Origin of the sequence: Pseudocitrobacter faecalis, from assembly GCF_965231525.1 — a bacterium.
GTDB classification, from domain to species: domain Bacteria; phylum Pseudomonadota; class Gammaproteobacteria; order Enterobacterales; family Enterobacteriaceae; genus Pseudocitrobacter; species Pseudocitrobacter faecalis.
Window position 1 is genome coordinate 2,663,086 of the sequence record NZ_CBDDNJ010000002.1, and the last position, 26,111, is coordinate 2,689,196.

A 26,111-nucleotide genomic window follows, 5' to 3' on the forward strand; every position below is an offset into this window, starting at 1 on the left:
GTCTGCGCCCTACTCATAAACCAGATCAAAATAGAGCACCGCAGTGGCATTTCCGCCCGTGGCACCCGTTTTCGTCGATTTATAACGCAGCTTGTATTTCAGTTCATTATCCCCGGCCTGGAGTGGATTACGCGCGGTCAAACGGTTCAGCGGGATCTCTTCCTGAGTTTGCGCATCAATAATTTGTACGGCGATCCCGGTCGCCATATTGCCGCCCCCTCCGGTATCGGTTAGCTTCAGCAGCGTTGGCGCAAGGGGATCGGAATCGCCGCTAAAATAGACTTTTGCCCCCTCTATCCCTGCCGCACAACCATTAATATCAATCGTTAAATCGGCTGACCCGCTGACGGCATTCGCGTCCTGAAAATCACTGATATTAAAGTTGCCAATAAAAATATTCTGCATGGCGCTGCTGGTTGCCACATCGCAACCCTGATCGATAACATTGCCATAAATATGCATGTTCACCTGATCGGCGCCTTTCAGATTGCCAAGCGCGGAGAAGGCACAGAGGGCGAACATGCCGGGAAGGAAACACAACCGTTTAGCCATCTGCATCACGCCTCAGTCAAAATTGATACGGATGGAGGCCGTCGCCTCAAAGCTACCGATTTCCGGCGGCACACCCGTGGTGCTGACGGGAAACACATTCATCTGCGCGTAGGCATCGCGGTTATCCGGTATAGCCAACGAGATAGCACCGCCATCGGGAGAGACCGCATTTCCCTGCGCATCCGTCACCAGCACGCCAACCCCGGGCCTTGAGGTTTTAATTGCCTGCGGGTACTCGCTATCACGCGTGGCCGTCAGGCTAAGATTGACATTCACCAGCCCGCTATTGCCGGTGTTACATCTCACCGGAATCGAGAGTGCCGCCGTCTTCGCCCCCATCGGTTTTTGCCCCTGCACTTTAAAATTGGCCGCGAAGACATCGCCAAGATCGACCTCGATCGTCTCACCAGCGTTAACTGAGCAGGATTGCAGCGAGTTGATGGTACCTGTGAGGTAATAAGTGAGTACCGGCGAGCCCGTGGCGGAGCAGGTATCGCTGGCAGGAATGTTGTAGCACTCATAGAGTCTGGCCAGCACCATCTGCGGGATAGTTACCGATCCAACAAAAGGTTCCAGGATTTTCAGCGAGAAGCTTCCGCTGTTACCACTGGCTCCCGAACCGCCCAACCGCTGACCGCCGGGATCACAAATGTGCCAGCGGGTATCTGCGCTGGTCCCCACATTTTCGAATGGCACTCTACTCGGCGAGTTACCTTTCACACCTAACCATATCTGCGCTGCCAGGTAATCATTAATTTTGTACCAACTCTCGCCGAGCGCAGGCAGCGGGGAATCGGACGCAAACGCCCAGCGCCCTTCTCTTACCGCGTCTTTATTACAGTCACATGAGACGTAATAATCATTGGCCTCATTCCACGCATAAAAATTATCCTTAACAACCCCCGCCTGGTTTTCTTCCTCAGAAATCGTACTCACCCCAAAATTGACGCCAATATAGGGATCGCCACTGGCGGTATGGCACTGCCCGGTGTAAGCCATAACTTTTGCGCTCGCTAACATGAGAACCCCCACCAGCAGCATTTTGATGATTCGTTGCATGTGACCGTTTCCTCTGTTTATTCGCATCGCGCGCTTTTGCGCGTAATCGGTGCGGCCATCTCTGCGGCCGTTAGTTCAAACGTCAGGCGACACTGTTGTTCTGGTGCGTCACCCCAGCGTACGGTGATGCTCCCCTTTTCAGGTAGCCCGGACAGATACAGGGAGCCGTCGTCATCCACAATACCGCTGATCTTTTCCCCGTTATCGAGAGTAGCCATCGCGCCAAAACGTAATGGCTTGCCTTTCATGAGCGGGCTAAACAGTACGCGCGCGCCCACATGCGCGCTAAACGTTGCACGCACCAGCGCGCCTTTGGTGGGTACCACGTTAACCACGGCGTTCTCTATATCGACATTTTGTTTTAAAGACGCGGTATCCAGCGCAATACGGTTTTCGCGGTACGGCGTGGCGTAGGGAAGCAGCGAGTTGCCTTGCCCGTCCGTGCTGATGCCGGTGTAGTTGGCGATTTTGGTATTTTCCGCACCGGGCGCGGAAACCAGAACATTCGTTTCCCCCAGCGACTGGCCGAGGGTGACCCCGCCTGAATGCACAATTACGCTGCCGGACACCCCATAGTTCACCTGCTGCTGATTGCCGTTATCGCTGTAGTTGTAACCCATTTTTGATTCGCCCCAGGAACCTTTGTAATCCAGACTCGCGTTCCCGCTGGCGCTCTCCCCCTGACTCACATAGCCTTGTTGCACGCTATAACTGAGATTCCCGTCTTCCAGTAATGAACCGGAAACGCCCACGTTTTGCGTCACATTTCCGTCGTTGTCGGCGCTGGTATTGGACGTCATCCATGCAGTGTGGCCTCGACTATTTACATTACCGTCGGACGAGGAGAGCCACTGGCCCAGCGGCAGTGAGACGTTAAGCGCAAAGACCTGATCGGCAGAGGGCTGGCCGCGAGACTGGCTGTAGTTCCACGAAAATCCCAGGGTAATGTCCTTAATCTGGGTGTTGTAGCCGAATTGCAATAACCGATCCTGGTCATTCGTGTTCCAGTACGTTTGTTCGCTACCGCTTAAGTAAAACGAGCCATACTCACCAAGCTGTTGAGAAATATTGATTTGCAGCTTTCCGCGCTTGCTGTAATAGAGGTTGTAGTAACGCGCCCACAGCGGAGTATCATCGTCCTGACTCTCCGTGTAACCTTCCATACGGTCGTACATGGTATCGGCAAGGGTATAAAAACCGGAGGTTGAATAGCGGTAGCCCATCAACTGAAAGTTGGTGCCGAAGGGATTTAGCGTTTTGGCATACAAAAAACGCCAGGATTGCCCCTGAGAATCCTGATGATTAGCCAGCATACTGCTTGCCCACGTTCCATCCAGCGAAATGGCGCCAAATTCACCGAGGTTAAATCCCAGCCCCAGCATGCCAGCGCGATAATCTTCAGAGAATTGCCCGCCGCCGTACCAGGTGACGCCCCAGGGCCCTCCCCATTGCAGCGTCGCCTGGGTAAACGCTTTTTCCTCTTGATCGTTGCTGTTACTGCGATAGTGTGCCGCCGTCAGTGCATATTTTAATCGTCCCTGACGCTGGAGAAGCGGTACGCTGGAGTAAGGAATGGTGTAGCGGTTGAGGGTGCCGTCGGCCTCTTTTATTTCCACCTGCAGGTCGCCGCTGGAGGCGCTGGAAAACAGGTCATTAATTTCAAACGCGCCGGGAGGCACGTATGTTTGATATACCGTATAGCCATTCTGTTTAATGGTTACCTGAGCGTTACTTTTGGCAATACCGCGCACGGTGGGGGCGAAACCGCGCAGACTATCGGGCAGCATATTGTCGTCCGAGGCTATCTGCACGCCGCGAAAACCGACGCTATCGAAAAAATCGCCCCCGGTATAACTGTCCCCAACGGTCAATTCGCCTTTTACAGGAATGAGCGCGTACTGCATATAACTGCTGATATTCTGCCATTGCCCTGGTTCGTCCTGGCTATAGCGCCAGGTGGAGTTATTGCGTAGACGCCAGCCCGCAAGATTCAGCCCACTGTTCAGGTTGAGAAAATAGTTCGTGTCGGCGCCGTTTTCATCGCTGCTCTCCACATCGTTCGCCCCGCTGAAAGAATATCCTAAAAGTAATGCATTGATTCCGCGATCCCATCGTTCTGGCGGAACGTAGCCACGGGCATCTTTTTTAACCGCAATTTGCGGCACAGAAATCTCCAGCCGAAGCTGTCGGGCATCAAATGCAACGCTGGCATCAGAAATCATCTTCGCCAGGGGTACACACGCGGCGTCATCCAGCGCGTTAAACGCCGGGAACGCGGCGATATTCACGCCAATCTGGCTGAGGTATGTTTTATTCAGACAGGGGTCGACCTGATGATTTTCGTTATTGGCAACAAACTCAATATCGCGGGTGGCAATAAAGCTTTGGTTGAAAATGACATCAACCCGATATTTTCCTGGCGCGATTTGCTGGCCCTGCTCAAAACGTGAAAGGTCAGCGACCAGCGACGGATCGTCTTTAAAGAAAGCCGGATCAAACCAGGTGTCAGCCAGCGCGCTCAAAGAGGTTGAGGCGAACACCGCCAGCCCGCCTAAAAAGGAGGGAATCGTACTGGCAAGCGGATGACAGCGTTGGCGTGGAGAACTCGACATTTCGCGTCCGGGAGCGTCAATCCATCAGGACTTGCACGTCATAGAGGGCGTTTCGGCACCATAATCATTGATGGTTCGGTAGCTCACTGTCTGGTTAACAGCGCCGTTTGGCACGTCAAAACGAAAGCTGCCAAGCGGCGATATCATCTGGTTCTTCACGCCTTTACCACCGAGCGTCAGCCCGGTTAGTGTAATGTAATAGGGCGTGGGATTATGGACAGTGACGCTCTGCCCTGACCAATCGCAACGCAGTTTTTCTGCCGCCTGATTAACAGAAATTGAGAGCCCTTTCGGACGCCAGAACAGCTTAATGACGCTCTGGGTGGCAATTTTTAACACACTGCCCCCCTCTTTTTTTGTCGTTGACGGCACCGCGCGTACGCTTGCGTAAAATAACGATTCACGGTCTTTTGGCAACACAGGCCCGACGTACATAATACGCAGTAAATTTTCACTGGCGGGGTTAAGCACAAATAGCGGTGGCGTCGTAATAAAGTCCTGCGTTTTTTTATTATCGGGCGTCATCACCCATGCCTGAATTAAATACGGCACGGTTTTACTGGTATTTCTCACACTCAGCGCGACCTGCGCATCACCTTCGCTGTAAATCACCCGCGTGGCACCCAATCCCACTCCGCCGCTATCGTTAGCCCAGGCGGGCGCACTGAGGGTTAATGTGCCGATAAAACTCACGGCAGCCATGCTTATTACTTTGCGGGTATTCACTTGAGGGTACCTTTCGCCTTTCCCGCCCCTTCAGGATACAGGGGCAAAATCAGTAGTAGTTAATATGGAATGTGGTCGCAACCTGAACCGTACCTGCCGTGGCTTTGCCCGTTGCCACGTAATCCGCTTTAAAGGTTATCGTTTGGTCAGCCGTCGCGGCGAGCGGAATACCGTTTTGTGCGGTTTCGGTATTTGGCAAAATTTTCGTCGTGCCATCAGGCATATACATCTGTACCGCGACGTTGGTCGCCGCGCCGTTACCCGAGTTCTGATTCTTAAACGCGCTGGCGACGGCAGGATCGGCTTCTGCGGTGAACGTAAATGCCGCGTTGCTGGTCACCGTGTTGTCACAATCCTTCAGGTTAATCGGGATATCTTTTTTCACCCCAGACTCCTGGCCCAGCGTTTGGAGTTTTGTCGCGCTCACTTTCGCCATCGCAACAGATCCAGACTCGCTTTCTGGCGCAATAGTGCAGGCCGGAGCAACAACTTCACCGGTGATTGTCAGGCTACCGTCTGTTTCGGCAGTATCATCGGCTGCCATGGCGCTACCCCATCCCAGCATCGCGCTCATTGATAAAATTAATATATTCTTACGCATGCATATCTCCATTTAATAAATAAAATACATGGCTCAATTGATTAAAATAAAATATCGGTGAATATAAACAGATGCGCTTATCCTTATGCAACTGAATTGAGTTTTTAGAAAAAATTAATTGATTAATACAGAACAATGTATTTAACAGCTGAATTTATCATCACAATAATTCAACAAAATAAAAGCATGTTGAAAACCTTTCGATTTTTTTAAATAGAGCACGTAAGCGCATATCCATTTATCAGAATTCGTTTAGCTGAAAAAGCATTTAGGAATCACGGCATCGTCTGCCAAACTGCCCTTCAGAATGTTAAACAAAACACACATTAAGGTTGCAAGGAGGTTGTATGCGCGTCATCACCCTGGCGGGAAGCCCGCGTTTTCCCTCACGCTCCAGCGCTCTGCTGGAGTACGCCCGTGAAAAACTGGCGGCGGTGGACGTTGAGGTATGCCACTGGCATCTGCAAAATTTCGAGCCGGAAGATCTGCTGTATGCGCGTTTCGATAGCCCAGCGCTGAAAACCCTGACCGAACAGCTGTCGCAGGCAGATGGCTTAATCGTTGCCACACCGATTTATAAAGCGTCGTTTTCTGGTGCGTTAAAAACGCTGCTGGATCTACTGCCCGAGCGTGCACTGGAGGGAAAAGTGGTGTTGCCGTTAGCGACGGGTGGTACGGTTGCCCATATGCTGGCAGTGGATTACGCACTGAAACCGGTACTGAGCGCATTAAAAGCGCAGGAGATCCTGCATGGCGTGTTCGCAGACGACAGTCAGGTAACAGATTACCAGCATAAGCCGCAGTTCAGCCCAAATTTACAGGGCCGTCTGGACAGTGCGCTGGAGACATTCTGGCAGGCGCTGCACCGTCGCGATATTCGCGTTCCGGCGTTTCTTCAGCAATTTGAACATGCGTAATAAATGCCGGGTGGCGGCAATGCCTCACCCGGCTTTTTCACTACGCTAACGCTTTGGTAATCTTCTCGTACAGATCCCCGGAAAGATTCTCCAGCCCTTTCAGCTGTTCCAGCGCTGCGCGCATCAGCGCCTGACGTTTTGCATCATAGCGTTTGAGGCGGATCAGCGGCTCAATCAGACGTGACGCCACCTGCGGGTTACGGCTGTTAAGTTCCGTCAGCATCTCAACCAGGAATTGATAACCGCTGCCATCAAGCGCGTGGAACGCGGCCGGGTTGCTGCTGGCAAACGCGCCGATCAGCGAACGCAGACGGTTCGGGTTATTCATGGTGAACGAGCGGTGATTCAACAGCTTACGTACCGTTTCCAGCACGTTATCCGCCGGGCTGGTGGCCTGAAGAATGAACCATTTGTCCATTACCAGACCATCCTGATGCCATTTATCGTCGTACTCCTGCATCAGCGCATCGCGGCACGGCAGCTCTGCCGCCACGGATGCCGCTAACGCCGCCAGCGCATCGGTCATGTTGTCGGCCTGATGATATTGCTGGCGCACCAGTTTATCCGCCAGTTCACGCTCGCCAAACGCCAGATAGCGCAGGCACGTATTGCGCAGCGAACGTTTACCGATATCGTCATGCTCAACGCGATAGACCGGCAATTTGTTGGCGTTGTAGATAACGAGGAACTCATCCGCCAGTTCATTGGCCAGCGTACGGGTCAGCGCTTCGCGAACAGCCGCGATAGCGATCGGATCAATAACATCAAACAGTTCTGCGATTTCATTGGCCGACGGCAGCGTCAGAATTTCAGCCGCCAGCGCCGGGTCGATTTTCTCATCCAGCAGGATGGCGCGGAACGCATCGGCCACATGAACCGGCAGTGACAGCGGTTGGTTCTGCTGATGACGGTTAACGTTAATCTTGATGTAGTTGGCCAGCAGGCTTTGCGCCGCATCCCAACGGGAGAAGTCGTTTCGCGCATGACGCATCAGGAACGTTAACTGCTGGTCGCTCCATTTGTATTCCAGCTTAACGGGTGCAGAAAACTCGCGCAGCAGGGACGGCACCGGCTGGAAGTAGACGTTATCAAAGATAAAGGTCTGCTCTGCCTGGGTGACGTTCAGCACGTTGTGAACCGGGTGCCCGTCCTTTTGCAGCGGAATCACTTTCCCTTCGTTATCATACAGTTCGATATCAAACGGAATATGGAGTGGCTGTTTATCCTGTTGGTCAGCCGTCGCTGGCGTACGCTGGCTGATGGTCAGCGTGTACTGCTCGGTTTCCGGATTATAGTCATCATGCACGCTGACAATTGGCGTACCGGACTGACTGTACCAACGGCGGAAATGCGACAGATCGACGTTGGACGCATCTTCCATCGCCTGCACGAAATCATCACAGGTGGCCGCACTGCCGTCGTGGCGTTCGAAATAGAGCTGCATACCTTTCTGGAAATTCGCTTCACCCAGCAGGGTATGCAGCATGCGAATCACTTCCGCCCCCTTTTCATACACGGTCAGGGTGTAGAAGTTGTTCATCTCGATAACCATGTCCGGGCGAATCGGGTGCGCCATCGGGCTGGCATCTTCGGCAAACTGCAAGCCGCGCATGGTACGCACGTTATTGATGCGATTCACCGCGCGCGAGCCGAGGTCAGAGCTGAACTCCTGATCGCGGAACACGGTTAAGCCCTCTTTCAGGCTCAGCTGGAACCAGTCGCGACAGGTGACGCGGTTCCCGGTCCAGTTATGGAAATATTCGTGGCCGATGACGCGCTCAATATCGAGATAATCTTTATCGGTGGCGGTGTCGGTGCGCGCCAGCACGTATTTGGAGTTAAAGATGTTGAGACCTTTATTCTCCATCGCGCCCATATTAAAGAAATCGACAGCGACAATCATGTAGATGTCGAGGTCATATTCGAGGCCGAAACGCGCCTCATCCCACTTCATGGAGTTTTGCAGCGACGTCATCGCCCACGGCGCGCGGTCAAGGTTGCCACGATCGACAAACAGCTCAAGCGCCACCTGACGCCCGGAACGGGTAGTGAAGGTATCGCGCAGAACATCGAAATCACCCGCTACCAGCGCAAACAGGTAGCACGGTTTCGGGAACGGATCCTGCCACTGTACCCAGTGACGGCCATTGTCCAGCTCGCCTTGCGCAACGCGGTTACCGTTAGACAACAGGAACGGGTATTTCGCTTTGTCAGCGGTGATTTTAGTGGTGAAGCGCGCCAGAACATCCGGGCGATCGAGATACCAGGTGATGTGACGAAAACCTTCCGCCTCGCATTGCGTACACAGCGCTTCGCCCGATTGGTAAAGCCCTTCCAGCGCGGTGTTCGACGCCGGGCTGATTTCGTTCACAATTTGCAGCGTAAAACGCTCTGGCAAGCCGCTGATAACCAGTTGCTTCTCTTCTTCTTTATAGTTCGTCCACTGCTCGCCGTTCACGTGTACGGAAATCAGCGTTAAATCTTCGCCGTCCAGACGCAGCGGCACATCAGACGCTGCATGACGGGAAACCTGGCTTTGGGCCGTCACGACGGTTTTTGCGGCATCCAGGTCAAAGGCCAGGTCGATATCACTGATCAGGTAGTCCGGCGCACGGTAGTCGTGGCGGTACTTGGCTTGGGGCTGTTGTGTCATAAAAAACCTTTAGCGTCGTTTGTAAAATGTCGTATCCAGTCTATTCCTGTTGTTTAAATCGCGCTATGCAGAATCTTCATCTTTTCCAGACAAATACCAAAAATTGCTACATTTGGATAACACATTGGCACGAAATGCCCTAGCCCCTTAGCAGGCCTTATGATGTGATCGGGGTTCAATAAATGAATAAACAAGGTATACTCCTGCTAATCTCCCTGTTGTTTATTTTACTAAACGCTCCTGTGAGAGGATGCTATTGCGCACCATGACTCAATTCGTGACTCCTGTTCTGCATTCGTTGCTTGATACGGATGCCTACAAACTGCATATGCAGCAGGCCGTATTCCACCACTACTACGACGTTAACGTCGCAGCGGAATTCCGCTGCCGTGGTGACGATCTGCTGGGCATTTATGCTGATGCCATTCGGGAACAGGTAGACGCTATGCGTTCGCTGAAACTCAGTGATGATGAATATCACTGGCTTTCAGGGCTACCCTTCTTTAAAGAAGATTACCTGAACTGGCTGCGCGATTTTCGCTACGACCCGCAACAGGTGACCGTTACCAACGACAACGGCAAGCTGAACATTCGCCTCGATGGCCCATGGCGTGAGGTCATTATGTGGGAAGTGCCGCTACTGGCGGTGATAAGCGAGCTGGTTCATCGCTACCGTTCGCCGGAAGAAGGCGTACCGCAGGCGCTTGAAATGCTTGAGCATAAACTCACTGATTTCACGCGTATGACCGCTGACCTTGATATGTCCGCGTTCCGCCTGATGGATTTCGGTACTCGTCGTCGTTTCTCCCGCGACGTGCAGGAAGCGATCGTCAAACGTCTCCAGCAGGAGCCGTGGTTTACCGGTACCAGCAACTACGATCTCGCTCGTCGTCTCGACCTTACCCCAATGGGTACACAGGCGCACGAGTGGTTCCAGGCGCATCAGCAAATTAGTCCTGACCTGGCAACCAGCCAACGTGCGGCGCTGGCGGCCTGGCTTGCAGAATATCCAGACCAATTGGGTATCGCCCTGACCGACTGCATAACCATGGACGCCTTTCTGCGCGATTTCGGGCCGGAATTTGCTACCCGTTATCAGGGGCTACGCCACGACTCTGGCGACCCGGTTGAATGGGGCGAAAAAGCGATTGCCCATTATGAAAAACTGGGTATCGACCCGCACAGCAAAGTGCTGGTGTTCTCCGATAATCTCGATTTGCCCAAAGCGGTCAATCTCTATCGCCACTTCTCATCGCGCGTGAACCTGAGCTTCGGTATTGGCACTCGTCTCACCTGCGATATTCCCCAGGTAAAACCTCTGAATATCGTCATTAAACTGGTGGAATGTAACGGCAAGCCGGTCGCAAAACTCTCCGACAGCCCTGGCAAAACCATCTGTCACGACAAGGCATTCGTTCGCGCATTGCGCAAAGCCTTCGACCTGCCTCAGGTCAAAAAGGCGAGTTAATCACCAAAGGGAGCCAATCGGCTCCCTTCTTCTTTATTAATTTCTGAATTCTCCCCTTCACAGTGCGAAATCTGCTTGTCTGATAGCGGATGACAGGTAACATAGATACCTCCCTTTTTAGGGAGCAACTTAATCTTTATTGGACAACTTAACAGAGAGACTATTATGAGCGTTGTGCCTGTAGCCGACGTACTCCAGGGCCGTGCCGCCGTTGACAGCGAAGTCACCGTGCGCGGATGGGTGCGTACTCGCCGAGATTCAAAAGCTGGCTTTTCCTTCCTCGCCGTCTATGACGGTTCCTGCTTTGATCCTGTACAGGCCGTTATTAATAATTCTCTGCCCAATTACAATCAGGAAATCCTGCGTCTGACCACCGGTTGCTCCGTGGTCGTCACCGGTAAAGTCGTGGCGTCTCAGGGCCAGGGCCAGAGCTTCGAAATCCAGGCGACCCACGTGGAAGTGACCGGTTGGGTGGAAGATCCCGATACCTACCCGATGGCGGCCAAACGTCACAGCATCGAATACCTGCGTGAAGTGGCGCACCTGCGTCCACGCACCAACCTGATTGGCGCAGTGGCGCGTGTTCGCCATACGCTGGCGCAGGCGCTGCACCGTTTCTTCGACGAGCAGGGTTTCTTCTGGGTGTCCACCCCGCTGATCACCGCATCCGATACCGAAGGCGCTGGCGAAATGTTCCGCGTCTCCACGCTGGATTTGGAAAACCTGCCGCGTAACGACCAGGGTAAAGTCGATTTCGATAAAGACTTCTTCGGAAAAGAGTCTTTCCTGACCGTTTCCGGCCAGCTGAACGGCGAAACCTACGCCTGTGCGCTGTCAAAAATCTACACCTTCGGCCCGACTTTCCGCGCTGAAAACTCCAACACCAGCCGCCACCTGGCCGAGTTCTGGATGCTGGAGCCGGAAGTCGCGTTTGCCGACCTGGAAGATAACGCCGCGCTGGCGGAAGCCATGCTGAAATATGTCTTCAAAGCGGTTCTTGAAGAACGTATGGACGACATGAAATTCTTCGCTGAACGCGTGGATAAAGACGCTATTGAACGTCTGCAACGCTTTATCGAGGCGGATTTCGCACAGGTGGATTACACCGACGCGGTCACCATCCTTGAAAACTGCGGCCAGACCTTTGAAAACCCGGTTTACTGGGGCGTTGACCTCTCTTCCGAACACGAACGCTATCTTGCTGAGAAACACTTCAAAGCGCCGGTGGTGGTGAAAAACTATCCGAAAGAGATCAAGGCATTCTACATGCGTCTTAACGACGACGGTAAAACCGTCGCGGCGATGGACGTGCTGGCCCCGGGTATCGGTGAAATCATCGGCGGTTCTCAGCGTGAAGAGCGTCTGGACGTGCTGGATGCCCGTATGGCAGAGATGGGCCTGAACAAAGAGGATTACTGGTGGTACCGCGATCTGCGTCGTTACGGCACCGTACCGCACTCCGGTTTCGGTCTGGGCTTCGAACGTCTGATTGCCTATGTAACTGGCGTACAAAACGTCCGTGACGTGATTGCCTTCCCAAGAACGCCGCGTAACGCCAGTTTCTAAAGCTCCGCTATTTCAACAAGGCCAGCAAATGCTGGCCTTTTTTGTGCCCTTAACGTAAATCTTCGTCAATTACCTTAAGGATCAACCCCCCTATAGAACGTAGTTTGTTACATCCCATTTCTGTTAACGTTTTCGCACAAAAAACACGCAATTCTTTGTGGATTTTAGGTTCACCTGAGCAAATAGTATTATTTTCAAGCGAGATCACGTCCTTTCTGAAACTTAATTTTAACATTTTCAGTTGTTCACAATTACAGCAACTTGCGCAATAAACAACCCATAATTAAATTAAAGATAAGAAATTCATATAGATATACAGCAATTCACTAACGCTTACCCTAACCCCAACAGAACTTTGAGTTGTCTCACAAAGTTCCTTATCTTTAATTTATTGTTACATAAAATTTCTTTTTGTTACTTAATTAGGATATTTGTAGCACTTTCCGGCTAGCGAAACGGTGGTTTGAATGGAAATATGCCTCTCAGACACAAAAAGACACCAAACTATCATCAATACTTTTGTAAATTTTTATTGACAGAAGTTATTGGCGGCAGTGGCGAGTGTCGATATAAAAAAAACCTAATGAGGGTAATAAATAATGATGAAGCGCAATATCCTGGCAGTGGTGATCCCTGCCCTGCTGGTAGCCGGTGCAGCTAACGCTGCAGAAATCTACAACAAAAACGGCAACAAACTGGACTTTTACGGCAAAATGGTCGGTGAGCATGTGTGGACCACCAATGGTGACACCAGCAACTCGGATACCACCTATGCCCGTATTGGTGTGAAAGGGGAAACTCAGATTAACGAACAGCTGACCGGTTACGGTCAGTGGGAATACAACATGGATGCGTCCAACGTTGAAGGTTCCCAAACCACCAAAACCCGTCTGGCCTTCGCGGGCCTGAAAGCCGGTGAATTCGGATCTTTCGACTACGGTCGTAACTACGGCGCTATCTACGACGTTGAATCCGCAACCGATATGCTGGTTGAGTGGGGCGGCGACGGCTGGAACTACACCGATAACTTTATGACTGCGCGTACCAATGGCGTAGCAACCTACCGTAACTCAGATTTCTTCGGGCTGGTCGACGGTCTGAGCTTCGCGGTTCAGTATCAGGGCAAAAACGAAGATCGTAACATTCAGAAGCAGAACGGCGACGGTATCAGTACCTCTGCGACCTGGGCCTTTGGCGAAGGCTTTGCTATCTCCGCAGGCTACGCTAACTCTAACCGTACTACCGATCAGAAAAACCAGGCCTTTAGCGCAAGCGGCGACAAAGCCGAAGCGTGGGCGACCTCTGCTAAGTACGATGCAAACAACGTTTATGCGGCTGTCATGTACTCTCAGACCTACAACATGACCCCGGAAGACGCGGGCTTTGCCAACAAAACACAGAACATTGAAGCAGTGGTTCAGTACCAGTTCGACTTCGGCCTGCGTCCCTCCGTTGGCTACGTACAGTCTAAAGGTAAAAACCTGGCGTCACGCCCTGGCTTCGACGGCGGCACTGCTGACCTGCTGAAATATGTTGAAGTCGGCACCTGGTACTACTTCAACAAAAACATGAACGTCTATGCAGCGTACAAGTTCAACTTGCTGGACGAAAACGACTACACCGCAGCCACTGGCCTGTCTACCGACGACCAGGCTGCTGTGGGTATCGTCTACCAGTTCTAATCAGTACGCCACTTTGTTATATGCACAGGAAACAGGGCTTCGGCCCTGTTTTTCTCGTTTACACTAGTTAAAAATCGCGACTTTTGAAAAGGCTCGCGCTTTTCATTGCAAACGGTTGGCATTTTGTAAATCTGCCGTTAACCTGATAGCGGATTTCTCCAAGTCACTCATAAATGGAACCCCGTCATGTTTGAGAACATTACAGCCGCCCCTGCCGACCCAATTCTGGGCCTGGCCGATCTGTTTCGTGCCGACGACCGCCCGAGCAAAATCAACCTCGGGATTGGAGTTTACAAAGATGAGACCGGTAAAACCCCGGTTCTGACCAGCGTTAAAAAAGCGGAGCTTTATCTGCTGGAAAATGAAACGACCAAAAATTACCTCGGTATTGATGGTATCCCGGAGTTTGGTCGTTGCACGCAGGAGCTGCTGTTCGGTAAAGGAAGTGAAATCGTCAATGCGAAACGCGCCCGTACGGCGCAAACGCCTGGCGGTACCGGCGCACTGCGCGTCGCGGCAGATTTCCTCGCCAAAAACACCAGCGCGAAACGCGTTTGGGTAAGCAACCCGAGCTGGCCGAACCATAAAGGTGTGTTCAACGCCGCTGGCCTCGAAGTTTGCGAATATGACTACTACGACGCCCAGACCCACGCGCTCAATTTTGATGGCCTTATTGCCAGCCTGAACAATGCACAGGCTGGTGATGTGGTGCTGTTCCACGGCTGCTGCCATAACCCGACCGGTATCGATCCGACGCTGGAGCAGTGGCAACAACTGGCGAAGCTTTCCGCTGAGAAAGGCTGGCTACCGCTGTTCGATTTCGCCTACCAGGGCTTTGCCCGTGGTCTGGAAGAAGATGCCGAAGGTCTGCGCGCGTTCGCCGCGCTGCATGATGAGCTGATTGTTGCCAGCTCTTACTCTAAAAACTTCGGTCTGTATAACGAACGTGTGGGTGCCTGCACCCTGGTCACCCGCGATGCTGACAACGCCGATCGCGCCTTCAGCCAGATGAAGTCGGTGATTCGTGCTAACTATTCCAACCCGCCGGCTCACGGCGCATCCGTTGTCGCGACCATTCTCAGCAATGACGCGCTGCGCGCCATCTGGGAACAGGAGCTGACCGATATGCGTCAACGCATTCAGCGCATGCGTCTGCTGTTTGTGAACACGCTGCAGGAGAAAGGTGCGAACCGCAACTTCAGCTTTATCACCAAACAGAACGGCATGTTCTCGTTCAGCGGCCTGACCAAAGACCAGGTGCTGCGTCTGCGTGAAGAGTTTGGCGTCTATGCGGTGGCTTCTGGCCGTATCAACGTCGCGGGTATGACACCGGACAACATGGCGCCGCTGTGCGAAGCCATTGTCGCCGTGTTGTAAGACGGGTCAGACGACATAATAAAGGCCGCTTTCGCGGCCTTATTTCACTGACAAAGTGCGCTTTGTTCTTGCCGGATGCGGCGTAAACGCCTTATCCGGCCTACAAAACAGTGCAAGTTCAATATATTGCAGGAGCCTTGTAGGCCTGATAAGCGTAGCGCATCAGGCAATGTTGCGTTTGTCCTCAGGAAAAAGGCCGCTTTCGCGGCCTTTTTTGCTATTACCAGACAGGCATTTCATCCTGCAGGAACGGGTTGTGCAGCCGCTCATAGCCGAGCGTTGACAGAGGGCCATGACCTGGAATAAACGTCACGTCGTCACCCAGCGGCAATAGCTTGCGTTTAATCGCGTCGATCAGTTGGCCGTGGTCACCGCGCGGAAAATCACTGCGCCCCACCCCGCCCTTAAAGATAACATCACCGGAAATCAACAGCCGGGACGCATCATCGAAAAAGACGATGTGGCCCGGCGTGTGACCCGGACAATGCAGTATCTGTAACTTCACATTGCCCACGCTTACCGTTTCGCCTTCATTCAGCCAACGGTCAGGCGTCAGAGGCTGACACTCTTCGAGGCCGAACATCCGGCTCTGTTGCGGTAATCCCTGCAGCCAGAACTCATCTTCTTTTTCCGGCCCAATCACAGGAATACCGTAGTGCGCAGCCAGCTCCGCCGCCGCACCTACGTGATCGAGATGCCCGTGAGTGAGTAAAATCTGAACCAGGGTAACGCCAGCGGCCTCAACCTGCTCTTTGATTTTCTCAGCATCGCCGCCAGGATCGACCAGCGCAGCAAGTTTCGTTTGCTCGCACCAAATCAATGAACAGTTCTGCGCGAACGCGGTGACCGGAATAATACGATAGTTCATAAGGCTCCTGTTTCGTTACCAGTGCCGCACCGGCCCGGTATCAATATGCACAAAGTTGCTACGTGGGTAGTATCCTACACCACCTGCGCGCATAGATAACGCGGCTTTGCGAATATTGCTTAACGAAACACCTTCAATATGGAAATCCATCGCCCGTCCTTTCGTGTGGTAGCTGTTTTTCGCTACACCACGGCTATGGGCTCGTAATTCATTATTCGTATCAATGGCGCGGTAGCCAGAGATTAACTGTACCGGACGATTAGAGCCTAATAAGCCCTGCAGCCGATAAAGCTGATCGAATAATGAGGGATCAATAGTGGTTATTTTATTCGCGCGAAAATCACGGAAGAAATGATTGAGTTTTGCTAATTCATCCTGAATATAGCCTCTGCCGTCGAAAAACTCGGCTTTTATCAACTCACCCGTATGAAGATTGTTCAGCGTCAGGATCCGCGGACGTGGGGTCGAGAGGGTAGCAAGTGCAGGCGTCGGCAAGATAGCAGCAGCGCCCAGCGCAGCCCCACCCAGCGCCAGCAGTTTGCGGCGATTAGCGTCAAATTTGTCCATGATAATCAGGTCTACAAGTAAATGTGATCGAAATTTATGCACTTCTGGCGCACGTAGGGCACCTTACCGGGCATTTCTGCCAGCGTCAAGGCGACCATCCCAGCGCAACCCGCACCACCAGGGCTTTCCGTGGTGGGCGTTGCGACATAGATACGACCACTAAATTACCTGAACTACTTCATTTATCTGATTAATTGTTCCGCTTTTGGCAGGATTTGTGCGCCAGATCGCGCTGTTACATCATAATTGTAAATATCTGTGCGATATTGTGTCTTTCCATCAGCGTCAACAAAGGCGGTGAGGTAATAAAGATTCACCGGGATATTCTGTCGAATATTCACGTAGCGTGTATTCCCCTGCTTCAGCGCATCGGAAATTCGCGCGTCATTCCATCCGGCATCACTCAATAACATACCGGCGAGTTCAGAGGCTTTATTCACACGCACGCAACCAGAACTTAACGCGCGGGCATCTTTCTGGAACAAATTATGGTTCGGCGTATCGTGTAAATAGATGGCGTCCGAACTCGGCATATTAAATTTATACCGCCCGAGTGAGTTGTGTGGCCCTGGTGCCTGCTGGAAGCGGAACGGCAGATTTGACGCCGTGATGGTTGACCAGTCTACACGCCAGGGATCAATGGTTTCGCTACTGTTCCAGCCGCGCATCACCGTATAGTTGTGACGCTCAAGGTAACCGGGATCGTTACGCAGTTTCGGCAGAATGTCGTTGCGCGCCAGCGTTGGCGGTACGTTCCATGGCGGATTGACCACCACGTTATTCAACGCGCTGCTCATCATCGGCGTTTTGCGATCCGGACGCCCCACAATGACGCGCGACGCCAGCACCTGATTGCCGTCCTGATAATAGACCAGCGAATACGCCGGGATGTTCACCATAATGCCTGTAGAAAGTTTACCGGGTAGCAAACGCAAACGCTGAATATTCAGCGCCACGACACCGGCACGTTCGGCGTTGGAAAGATTGAGCGCATCACGCGTGGCACCGCCAATGACGCCGTCGCTGCCCAGCCCCTGTGAAGCCTGGAAGCGCTTAACGGCGTCGGACAATGTACGGTCATACGCTTGTGGGCCAGACTTTGCCGTTTTTCTGGTTTTCGCGGATGGGCTGACGGCCGGTTCGTCACCTGGCAGCATAATATTGGGCCCACCATCAAGCATGCCATGACGTTGTAAAATTTCCCGCAGCGCAGGGACATCACTACTCCATTGCCCAGGCCGCAGTGACGCGCCTGATTTCAGCGTCGGCCAGGGTTTGGTGTCCGAGAGCAGCGACAACAGTGTCTGGTGCATGGTTTCATACTGCGGATGTTGAGGAGCCAGCCCGGCGATAAACTGCGGTAATGTGCCCTCAGTGAGCGCCAGTTGCCACTGGTTAATGACCGACAGCGGCGGCGTCGCCATGGTGTACGGTTTCGCACTGTACAACCAGCGATTACCCTGAACCGGAATACCGCTGATAAAGTGCAGGTAGCCCATCAGTGCATCAGACAGCAAGACATCCCGCGCCATCCCGTTTACTTTCGGGTCGGTTAACAGCTCAACCCATTTGGTAAATTGCGGCTGAAAACCAGCAATCGCCACTTCGGCCAGCTGCTGTTGGAACGCACGAACGGCATCACGATTTTCCCACATCGGTTTCATATCGTGTGCGGCGTAAAGCGTAACCAATGGATTGAGATAAACAGGCGTGTAGCCTGCTGGCAGCCAGGACTGAATATCAGCCCGGCTTTTCGCCGCAGCCCCATCCGGGAGCGGCTGTGTTCCCAACAGATTCGCCATCGCTGACGCCTGGCTTCCCGGAACCGCCAGCGCAGGCGCAGTTTCCGCAACGGTGGCGGAACTGTCGGAAGGCACGACTTCTGGCTCATCGGCCAGCGCGTTAAACAGTGGAGCAAACGTCATTGCCAGACACACACTCACGACCGACAATCGACGACCATTCTTTTTATTAAGCAACATCCCTTGCCCCCTGTTATTGCATTAATGCTCGTAAAACGGGCTTACTCTCAGTATATAAAGACAAAAAATTTCTGCCTGACCAAATGTAAAGAAGTCTGAAGATAATACCCCCTCTGGCCGCAAAAGCAGATAGCTAAAACGGCGCTTCTCCCTGAATGAGAAAAAACCCGGTCACTTTCGCGCCGGGTTTTTTATTTACGCCCTTTTACATCAGGAGGCGTCAGCCGTTCCCGGTAGTGTCTCTGGGAGTTGCGCGGCAAACCCTCGCAGCCCCACCACATGAACGTGCTCGTGATTGCCAACCACTTTACGCACCAGTTTATAGGTGGTGCCTTTTTCCGGGCTGATATTCTCTGGCGCCGCAATAATCAACTGCATTTCCAGACGTTCGCACAGCTCGAACAGCGTGGCGATAGAACGGGCATCCAGACGCGCCGCTTCATCGAGGAACAGCAGACGACACGGCGAGAGGTCTTTTCCGCGCAGGCGACGCGCTTCATCTTCCCAGCTCTGTACCACCATCACCAGAATCGACATCCCGGTACCAATCGCTTCACCGGTTGAGAGCGCGCCCGATTCCGCACGCAGCCAGCCATCGGAACCACGGTTGACTTCCACTTCCATCTCAAGATAGCTGCGGTAATCAAGCAGTTCTTCGCCAATGGTTTGCGGCGTGCGCTGGCCCATATCAATTTGCGGATTAAGGCGTGAATAGAGCTTCGCCAGCGCTTCGGAGAAGGTCAGACGGTTACTGTTAAACAGATCCTGATGCTGTTCGTGCTGCTCAGAAAGCACATTCAGCAGCGTCGAGTGCGTTTCACGCACGTTAACGTTCAGACGCACGCTGTTAACCTGACCAAACGACACGCTCTGCAGCCCCTGGTTCAGTTGACGAATACGGTTCTGCTCGCGCTGAATGGTTTTGCGAATGATGTTGGCCACGCTGCGAGAGCTGATCGCCAGTTTCTGTTCACGTCCGGTCAGTTCTTCGGTCAGACGGCTCAGTTCGATTTCCATCTGTTCGATGGCTTCAACCGGATCATCGGTGCGAATAATATCCTGACGGATACGCTCGCGCAGATGCTGGTACACCGCCACGAAGAACTGAATTTTACGTTCCGGGCGTTTCGGATCTTCCGACATACGTAGCACATCGCGCAAATGTTCGTTATCCGCTACCGCCAGACGCAACGCCCCTAACGCTTTATCCGACATCGAACGCAGGTCATCGGCAGAAAGATACGCCAGCTCGCGGCGATGCAGACGACGTTCTACGCCGTTGTCTTTCACCAGACGCATCACCGCGCACCAGCCGGCTTTCGCGCTCACGACCTGCTCGCGCATTTCCAGATAATCACGTTCCAGCTTGCGCAGTTTGCGGGTCAGGTTGTCCATTTCCGCTTCGCAGAAGGTCAGCGCTTTTTCCAGCTGATTACGACGCGCGCGGTTGTTGCTTAACTGCGCGTGCAGTTCATCGCGGCGAATACGCGCACGCTCTTCCGCCCCGCTGTCGGCGCGAACGCCAATATCCTGCAACTCTTTGTAGAGATCGTTAAGCAGCTCTTTCTTGGTGTCGTAAGAACTTTTCAGCGACGCCAGCACCTGGCTGTACTGACTTAGCTGCGCGGCATGGGTACGCATCGCTTCACGGGCACGCGTACGCTCGCTTTCTGCCTGCTCCAGACGCTGGCGCAGTTTTTCGTTAAGATCGCTATTGCCGCTGAGCATCTCCGCGGAATCAGAGTAGCTGAAGTGTGCACGACGCTGCACCACTTCCGTCAGTGCAAACGCCTGCTGACGCGCTTCGCGCTGCACCTGCTGCGACCAGGCATAATCTTCTTTCAGTTGTTCAAACTGTTCCGGGTCACTCTGAAGCACGGAGACAACCGGCTCCAGTTTCGCCAGTTGGTTACCGTGCTGCTGAATAAAGCGTGCGGCTTCCTGCGCTTCATCCAGGCGTTCCTGAATTTCATCGACGCGGTCTGCCAGCGTTTCATCGGCCAGCAGGCTCAGGCGCGGCAGCAGACGGTTGAGTTGAGCAACGCCCTCCTTCGCCTGTTCAAACTGCGTACGCTGCTGCTGGTTGTCGCTTTCGTGCGTATTCAGCGCGCGTTCCAGCTCACCGCGACGGGTATTCAGCTTGCGAATTTCTGCTTCCGGGTCATCGTCAAACGCCACCGACAGATGGCTGCCGATAAAGCGGCTGAACGCCTGATGCAGGCGCTGGGTTTTCTGCACATCAAAGGAGAGCGTGGCGAAGCGCTCGGAAAGCACTTCACGCTCGGCATGCAGGGCCTCAATGCGGTTTTCACGCGCTGCACGTCCAAACAGCGGCAGGCTTGGGAAACGCGAATAACGCCACTGGCGATCGGCAATTTTCACCACCACCGCTTTTTCCAGCTCATCTACACTGAAGACGCTGTCATCGAACGACTGCGGGTCACCCTCGATCAGGTAGAGATCTTCCGGGCAATCTTCCAGCCCCTCAAGCTGCTCGGCGATCTGCGAGAGATCCGGCACCACAATCGCGTGACGCGACGGGCCATACAGCGCAGAGAAGTACGGTGCATCATCCAGACTGACATCGTCATAAATTTCAGACAGCAGCACGCCACCGAAACGTTCGGCCAGCGCGTTAAGACGCTGATCTTCGGAGCCGCCCGGCTGGCTTAAACGCTCGATCTCTTCATCGATTTCACGTTTACGCGCGCCGACTTCATCGCGCTCAACAATCGCTTCACGCTCGCGTTCCAGCAGTTGTTGCAGATATTCGGTGACATCGGAGCTGGACTCAAACTGCTCGCCGCTCTGTTCGCAGAGCTGGTTCAGGCTGTTCTGCGCCGCCAGCCACACCGGCGCGCGGTGCATCAGGGCGGAGATGCGCGATTGCAGCGTTTCCAGTTCCTGACGCAACGACATGCGCTGCTCGCTGGCGCTGGAGACGCTGTCAGAGAGCGCGGAGATACGCGCTTCCAGTTCCTGATGCAGCGTTTCCAGGTCTTCAATATCGTAGTGTTTACCCTGACGTTTGCAGAATTCCGCCAGCAGACGCTCAGCTTCCTGCTGCTCACGCAAACGCTGTTCAAGCTCGTTCAGTCGGCCACGCAGAGACTGCGCCTGCTCGGCGAGGTGACGCTGATTGACGCCGTCACGCAGTAATTCACGCGCCACGTTCCACGCTTCATCGCGGGCAACCGGGCCGTTAATGGCAACCACAATCTGGTAGGCCTGCTCAAACTGGCTGTGGGCGGTTTGCGCCACGCTCATTTTCTGTTCAAGGGAGAGCAGTTTTTCTGTGGCTTCTTGCTCTTTGGCCTGGAACGTTTCCAGCCATTCATCGGCGCTGTCAGGCGTCAGATCGGGTAGATGGCAAAGCTCTTTCGCGCGGGCCAGCGCTTGCTGCGCCTGATTGTACTGAATGGCGCGGGTTTGCTGCACGTCCAGCGCCTGCTGGTAGTCAGCGAGCTGACTTTTCAGCTCATCCACTTCCAGTTCAGCGGCTTCGGCGCGGGCTTCGTTCTCTTCCTGCTGCTCCGCCGCTTCAGCGACCACTTCGTTCTGTTCTTCAAGACGAACCTGTAACTCTTCTAAATCCGTTTCGTAACGCTCAATTTTTTCCTGCTGACGCAACGCGGTCTGCACCAGATTCAGGTGATCGCTTGCCGCCTGGTAATCGGCTTCCAGATCGCCTTCCGCACCGTTGTGCTCCTGCAGCTCGCGGGCCATGTCAACGTGCTTATACTGCTCCGCGGCCAGCTGCTGGCGAGAAGTAAACAGTTCGCGACGATACTCCAGCGCTTTATCCAGATGAATACGACGCTCATTGGCGTGGCGCATGTAGTCTGCCGCCACGTAATCTGTCGCTTCGGAAATCAGATGCTTAAACAGGTCACGGTCAGACTGGGTGACGCGAATCGCTTCCAGCGTCATGCGGTTTTCGCGCAGCGCGGCTTCCATATCCTGGAACGCTTTACGCACGCCGCTGTTTTCCGGCAGCAAATAGTCGCGCAGAGAACGGGTGATAGCGCTGGAGATCCCACCGTACAGCGAGGCTTCAATCAGGCGATAGAACTTGCTACGGTCTGATGCGGAACGCAGACGACGAGCGACGATGCCCAGATCGAACATCAGCGAGTGGTAGTCGGTTATCGAGTTAAACTGTTTGAACTGCACGCCTTCGATGGCTTCAAGCTTATCTTTCAACTCCTGCAGGGTCAGCACGCGCGCCTGACGCTCGTTGAGCGTTTCGGTGAGCAGCGACGTCGGCTGCATAGAGGTCGGCAGCCCCTGAATGGCGAACGGTTTGATGTCAACTTTACGGTCGCGCCCGGCGACCTGTTGCAAACGTACACCCACGACCACGCGCTGATGGCGCGAGTTCATGACGTCCAGCACTGAGTAACAGACCCCCGCCTTCAGCTTACCGTGAAGGCCTTTATCGCGCGAGCCGCTGGTCGCGCCCGCTTCGGTGGTGTTACGGAAGTGCAGCAGAGTAAGGTCAGGGATCAACGCCGTGACGAATGCCGCCATGGTAGTGGATTTCCCTGCCCCGTTACCGCCCGACAGGGTGGTGACTAATTCATCAAGGTCAAAGGTACGGGCAAAGAACCCGTTCCAGTTAATCAGCGTTAGCGAACGAAATTTACCGCGATCGATCATTACTCTTCCTCCCCGCTATCCGGCTGATTGTCTTCATTCTCATCATTAAGTTGCAGATGGTTTTCAATCGCCATCGCTTCGCCGTCGCGGATCATCCGCAGTTGCGCTTCACGCGCATCGTCGCCCGAACGCACGTCAGCGCCGAAGCGGAACACGGATTCGGTGATGCGGAATTTACTGCTGTCATGGCCCATGAACCACACCATACCCAGACGGCGCAGACGGTTCAGGGACGAACGGACTTTTTCTTGTAGCTTCTGACGATCAAGGTCAGAACCTGTGGAGCGGTTGTTCACCAGCTTCAGCAGTTTGGCTTCATCCGCCAGCGCAAGAAGCTCGTCGTAGAGCTCCTGCTGAGTGAAAATTCCCTCGTTCGCCAGGCGCTCCGGGCTCAGATAGAGGTAGCAGAGAATTTTGCCGACCATCATATCCAGCTCGGACAATACCGAGCGCGGAATCAACGTGGTGGAACGCGGACGCAGATAGAAAAACCCTTCCGGAGCGCGAATCAGCTCAACGTTATAACGCGCATAAAACTCTTCCAGATATTCCTGGAAATCCATCAAAAAGGCGTGATTATCCAGCTCATCCAGACCGATATGCCGACCCGCACGCAACGCGCTATCCAGCGCCGGAAAAATAGGATTGGCCAGGGCCTGCGCCAGTTTTACTGGCATCACTTGTTCAATATTTGTCGATGACATGCGCCTGTACCTTGGCTCCGTAATCATTAATTGGCTGCCATTTTGCTGGCAACCCGGTGAAATCTGCTTGTGCAAAGCCTAAACGAACCGCCTGATCGACCACAATACGCGCCACGTCGAAGTGACGCGCACGCGGGTACTGGAGCAGATACTCTTTAACCACCAGCCCCAGATCCAGCGGGATCGCTTTGGTTTTATAGACAGCAAGCTGCTCTTCGATCAGTGCCGCCAACTGTTCGCGGATTTCGTTAAACTCTTCGTACTCTAAGTCTGGCGGAAGTTCACCCATGACCTCTTCATCGCGCAGCGTCATCTCTTCATCACGCATATCCAGCAGACGATCGGCGCTGGCGTAGGTGAGCGCCCATGGTGCATCGAAGTAATTCTGCACTGACTGACGCAAACGCTGGGCAAAGACGCGGTTTTTATCCATATCAATAGCGGTACGGATAAATTTATGTACGTGGCGATCGTAGCCAATCCACAGGTCAATCGCCTGCTGACCCCAGCTCACAATGCGGTCGAGCTTATTCTGCAAATCGAACACTAAATGGTCGACAAAGTGCAAATGATCGTGGCTGAGCGTCGCATCCTGAATACGCAACAGGTTAGCCTGTAGCTTATCGCCCGCCGCGTCCAGCGTATCCTGCAGTTCACGCAGTGTGCCGGACGTTTCAGAGAGCAGCATTTCGCAGCTGGAGATCGCCGCGCGCCAGTCTTTATTCAGCAACTGGGCAATATCATCTTTAACCGACTGCTGCTGCTCATCCATGATGCGCTGCGTCAGGTCGATGCTGTCGAAAATCTCGGCCACCGAGTATTTCAGCGGCGCATAGACGTTACGGTGCCAGTGGAACTCATCACCGCCTTCCGCTGCCGCATCGGCGGCGCGTTTCAGCTCACTGGCCACGATCGATAACTGCATTGAAAGGCGCAGGGTCGAGAATTCGCGTTGGCGGATGTAATAATCGGTAATACCGATCCCAAGCGGCGTCAGGCGATAAATAGCATTGCCTTCGGTCACTTCGCTGGTAAAGCGGTTCAGCAGACGTTGGCGTACCAAATCGTTAATCGCGTTATTGGCACGCGTACTGATGGTTTCACTGGTTTGCTCAAACGCATCACTCACATGACGAAACGCGTCCACCAGCTCGCCTTCCGTCATTTCACCCTCCAGTCGCTCGCCGTTCAGCGTTGCGACAGCCAGCAAAAATGAGAGCCTGTCGACTGGAAGCGAGATGGCAAAATCATTTTTTCTGGCCCAGGCAACCAGTTCGGGGACTGTCTGGGAAAATTCACTCATAGTTTATCCTTGCTTCTGCGGCTTCAGCGCGGTGACATGAATATAGCGCCCCAGGCTAATGTAAGGCTCCTGACGGCAATAGCGCGTCTCTAATTCCAGTAACATCTCATAGCTGTCATGCTGCCGATGTTTTTCGCGCAGATAATCATGAAACACTCGCACGCCGGTTTTCCCGGTGACCTGCCAGCCGGCGTCTTCCAGCCAGCCGTAGACCTGTTGCGGATCGCGCGGGTAGTTCGGCGATAACGTCCGCTTTTTCTTTTTCGGCATTCCGATCATGACATAGTCAAAATTACCGGCCACCATGTTATGCATCAACAAGCCGTTTGCATTGTAGAACATTAACGATAATGCGCCGCCCGGACGCAGGACAGACCATAACGCATTCAGCGCGTCTTTGGGTTCCGCCACCCACTCCAGCACAGCATGAAACAATATCAGATCAACCGGGGTTTCCAAATGGTGAGCCACATCCTGAACCGCGCATTGTATAAAATGCATGTTGTCGCTCACACCTTTATCGCTGGCAGCCTGTTTTGCGCGGGCGATCATTTCTGCGGAAAGATCGCACAGAATCACCTCATGACCGCGCTCGGCCATTTTAATCGCCGTCTGGCCTTCCCCACCACCAGCATCCAGTACGCGCAGCGGGCGAGAATCAAAAGTTTCCAGTAGCCGGTCGAGATCCTGCCACAAAATGGCCTGACGCAACTGCCCTTTCGTTGTGCCATAGATATTGCGCGAAAATTTTTCCGCGATGTCATCAAAATTGCGATCCTGCACAGGACGACCTCACTCGCCAACAACAAGGCGGC

At 53.5% G+C, this 26,111-nt stretch carries 17 protein-coding genes and 1 pseudogene; 5 read left to right on the forward strand and 13 right to left on the reverse strand.

Features of this window, described 5'->3' with window-relative positions:
- Positions 1–9: 9 nt before the first annotated feature.
- The 5 genes from ACOXYR_RS13395 to ACOXYR_RS13415 all read right to left on the reverse strand — a co-directional run bounded on the left by ACOXYR_RS13395 (position 10) and on the right by ACOXYR_RS13415 (position 5,550).
- Positions 10–522 carry a fimbrial protein gene (locus ACOXYR_RS13395; protein ID WP_421355619.1) on the reverse strand — a complete coding sequence of 171 codons (513 nt, stop codon included), beginning with the start codon at positions 520–522 and terminating at the stop codon, positions 10–12.
- Positions 523–564: 42 nt separating this feature from the next.
- Positions 565–1,611, reverse strand: coding sequence for a fimbrial protein (locus ACOXYR_RS13400; RefSeq protein ID WP_421355557.1), 1,047 nt, complete (start codon positions 1,609–1,611; stop codon positions 565–567).
- Between the two features lie 17 nt (positions 1,612–1,628).
- On the reverse strand, positions 1,629–4,223 hold the full coding sequence (locus tag ACOXYR_RS13405; RefSeq protein WP_421355558.1) for a fimbrial biogenesis usher protein: 2,595 nt from the start codon (positions 4,221–4,223) through the stop codon (positions 1,629–1,631).
- 24 nt (positions 4,224–4,247) lie between these two features.
- The gene (locus tag ACOXYR_RS13410; protein ID WP_421355559.1) at positions 4,248–4,925 is read right to left on the reverse strand and encodes a fimbrial biogenesis chaperone; all 678 of its coding nucleotides are present in this window, start codon (positions 4,923–4,925) and stop codon (positions 4,248–4,250) included.
- Positions 4,926–4,998: 73 nt separating this feature from the next.
- Entirely contained in the window at positions 4,999–5,550 is a 552-nt protein-coding gene (locus ACOXYR_RS13415) for a fimbrial protein (RefSeq protein WP_108474566.1), read from the reverse strand.
- Positions 5,551–5,897: 347 nt separating this feature from the next.
- Here ACOXYR_RS13415 and ssuE point away from each other — a divergent pair, with 347 nt between their 5' ends.
- Positions 5,898–6,467, forward strand: a complete 570-nt coding sequence (ssuE, locus tag ACOXYR_RS13420; RefSeq protein WP_113857350.1) for an NADPH-dependent FMN reductase — start codon at positions 5,898–5,900, stop codon at positions 6,465–6,467.
- Positions 6,468–6,507: 40 nt separating this feature from the next.
- On the opposite strand, the gene pepN is transcribed toward ssuE, so the two are convergent.
- Positions 6,508–9,120 carry an aminopeptidase N gene (gene pepN, locus ACOXYR_RS13425; RefSeq protein ID WP_350436785.1) on the reverse strand — a complete coding sequence of 871 codons (2,613 nt, stop codon included), beginning with the start codon at positions 9,118–9,120 and terminating at the stop codon, positions 6,508–6,510.
- A 265-nt stretch (positions 9,121–9,385) separates the two neighbouring features.
- Here pepN and pncB point away from each other — a divergent pair, with 265 nt between their 5' ends.
- From pncB to ACOXYR_RS13445, 4 genes are all read left to right on the forward strand, one after another.
- Positions 9,386–10,588: a nicotinate phosphoribosyltransferase gene (gene pncB / locus ACOXYR_RS13430; RefSeq protein ID WP_113857352.1), complete on the forward strand. Its 1,203-nt coding sequence runs from the start codon at positions 9,386–9,388 to the stop codon at positions 10,586–10,588.
- 165 nt (positions 10,589–10,753) lie between these two features.
- Positions 10,754–12,154 (forward strand): asparagine--tRNA ligase, encoded by a 1,401-nt coding sequence (asnS, locus tag ACOXYR_RS13435; protein ID WP_421355560.1) that lies wholly within the window; start codon positions 10,754–10,756, stop codon positions 12,152–12,154.
- A 599-nt stretch (positions 12,155–12,753) separates the two neighbouring features.
- The gene (locus tag ACOXYR_RS13440) at positions 12,754–13,836 is read left to right on the forward strand and encodes a porin (RefSeq protein ID WP_308434234.1); all 1,083 of its coding nucleotides are present in this window, start codon (positions 12,754–12,756) and stop codon (positions 13,834–13,836) included.
- A 186-nt stretch (positions 13,837–14,022) separates the two neighbouring features.
- The gene (locus ACOXYR_RS13445) at positions 14,023–15,213 is read left to right on the forward strand and encodes an amino acid aminotransferase (protein WP_421355561.1); all 1,191 of its coding nucleotides are present in this window, start codon (positions 14,023–14,025) and stop codon (positions 15,211–15,213) included.
- A gap of 220 nt (positions 15,214–15,433) precedes the next feature.
- Here the strand turns inward: ACOXYR_RS13445 and ACOXYR_RS13450 are convergent, their stop codons facing one another.
- The 7 genes and pseudogenes from ACOXYR_RS13450 to cmoM form a co-directional block, all read right to left on the reverse strand.
- Entirely contained in the window at positions 15,434–16,081 is a 648-nt protein-coding gene (locus ACOXYR_RS13450) for an MBL fold metallo-hydrolase (RefSeq protein ID WP_108474573.1), read from the reverse strand.
- Between the two features lie 15 nt (positions 16,082–16,096).
- A complete protein-coding gene (gene mepK / locus ACOXYR_RS13455; protein ID WP_108474678.1) occupies positions 16,097–16,648 on the reverse strand; it encodes a peptidoglycan L,D-endopeptidase MepK in 552 nt (183 codons plus the stop codon).
- A 182-nt stretch (positions 16,649–16,830) separates the two neighbouring features.
- Complete coding sequence (gene ldtD, locus ACOXYR_RS13460; RefSeq protein ID WP_407732444.1) at positions 16,831–18,630, reverse strand: L,D-transpeptidase; 1,800 nt, start codon at positions 18,628–18,630, stop codon at positions 16,831–16,833.
- 210 nt (positions 18,631–18,840) lie between these two features.
- Positions 18,841–23,289, reverse strand: a complete 4,449-nt coding sequence (mukB, locus tag ACOXYR_RS13465; protein ID WP_113857355.1) for a chromosome partition protein MukB — start codon at positions 23,287–23,289, stop codon at positions 18,841–18,843.
- Positions 23,289–23,993 carry a chromosome partition protein MukE gene (gene mukE, locus ACOXYR_RS13470; protein WP_015965083.1) on the reverse strand — a complete coding sequence of 235 codons (705 nt, stop codon included), beginning with the start codon at positions 23,991–23,993 and terminating at the stop codon, positions 23,289–23,291. Before mukE ends, mukB begins: the two co-directional genes overlap by 1 nt.
- The gene (mukF, locus tag ACOXYR_RS13475; protein WP_108474576.1) at positions 23,974–25,296 is read right to left on the reverse strand and encodes a chromosome partition protein MukF; all 1,323 of its coding nucleotides are present in this window, start codon (positions 25,294–25,296) and stop codon (positions 23,974–23,976) included. Before mukF ends, mukE begins: the two co-directional genes overlap by 20 nt.
- Positions 25,293–26,079 (reverse strand): annotated as a pseudogene (gene cmoM / locus ACOXYR_RS13480) (tRNA uridine 5-oxyacetic acid(34) methyltransferase CmoM). Before cmoM ends, mukF begins: the two are co-directional and overlap by 4 nt.
- Positions 26,080–26,111 lie beyond the last annotated feature (32 nt).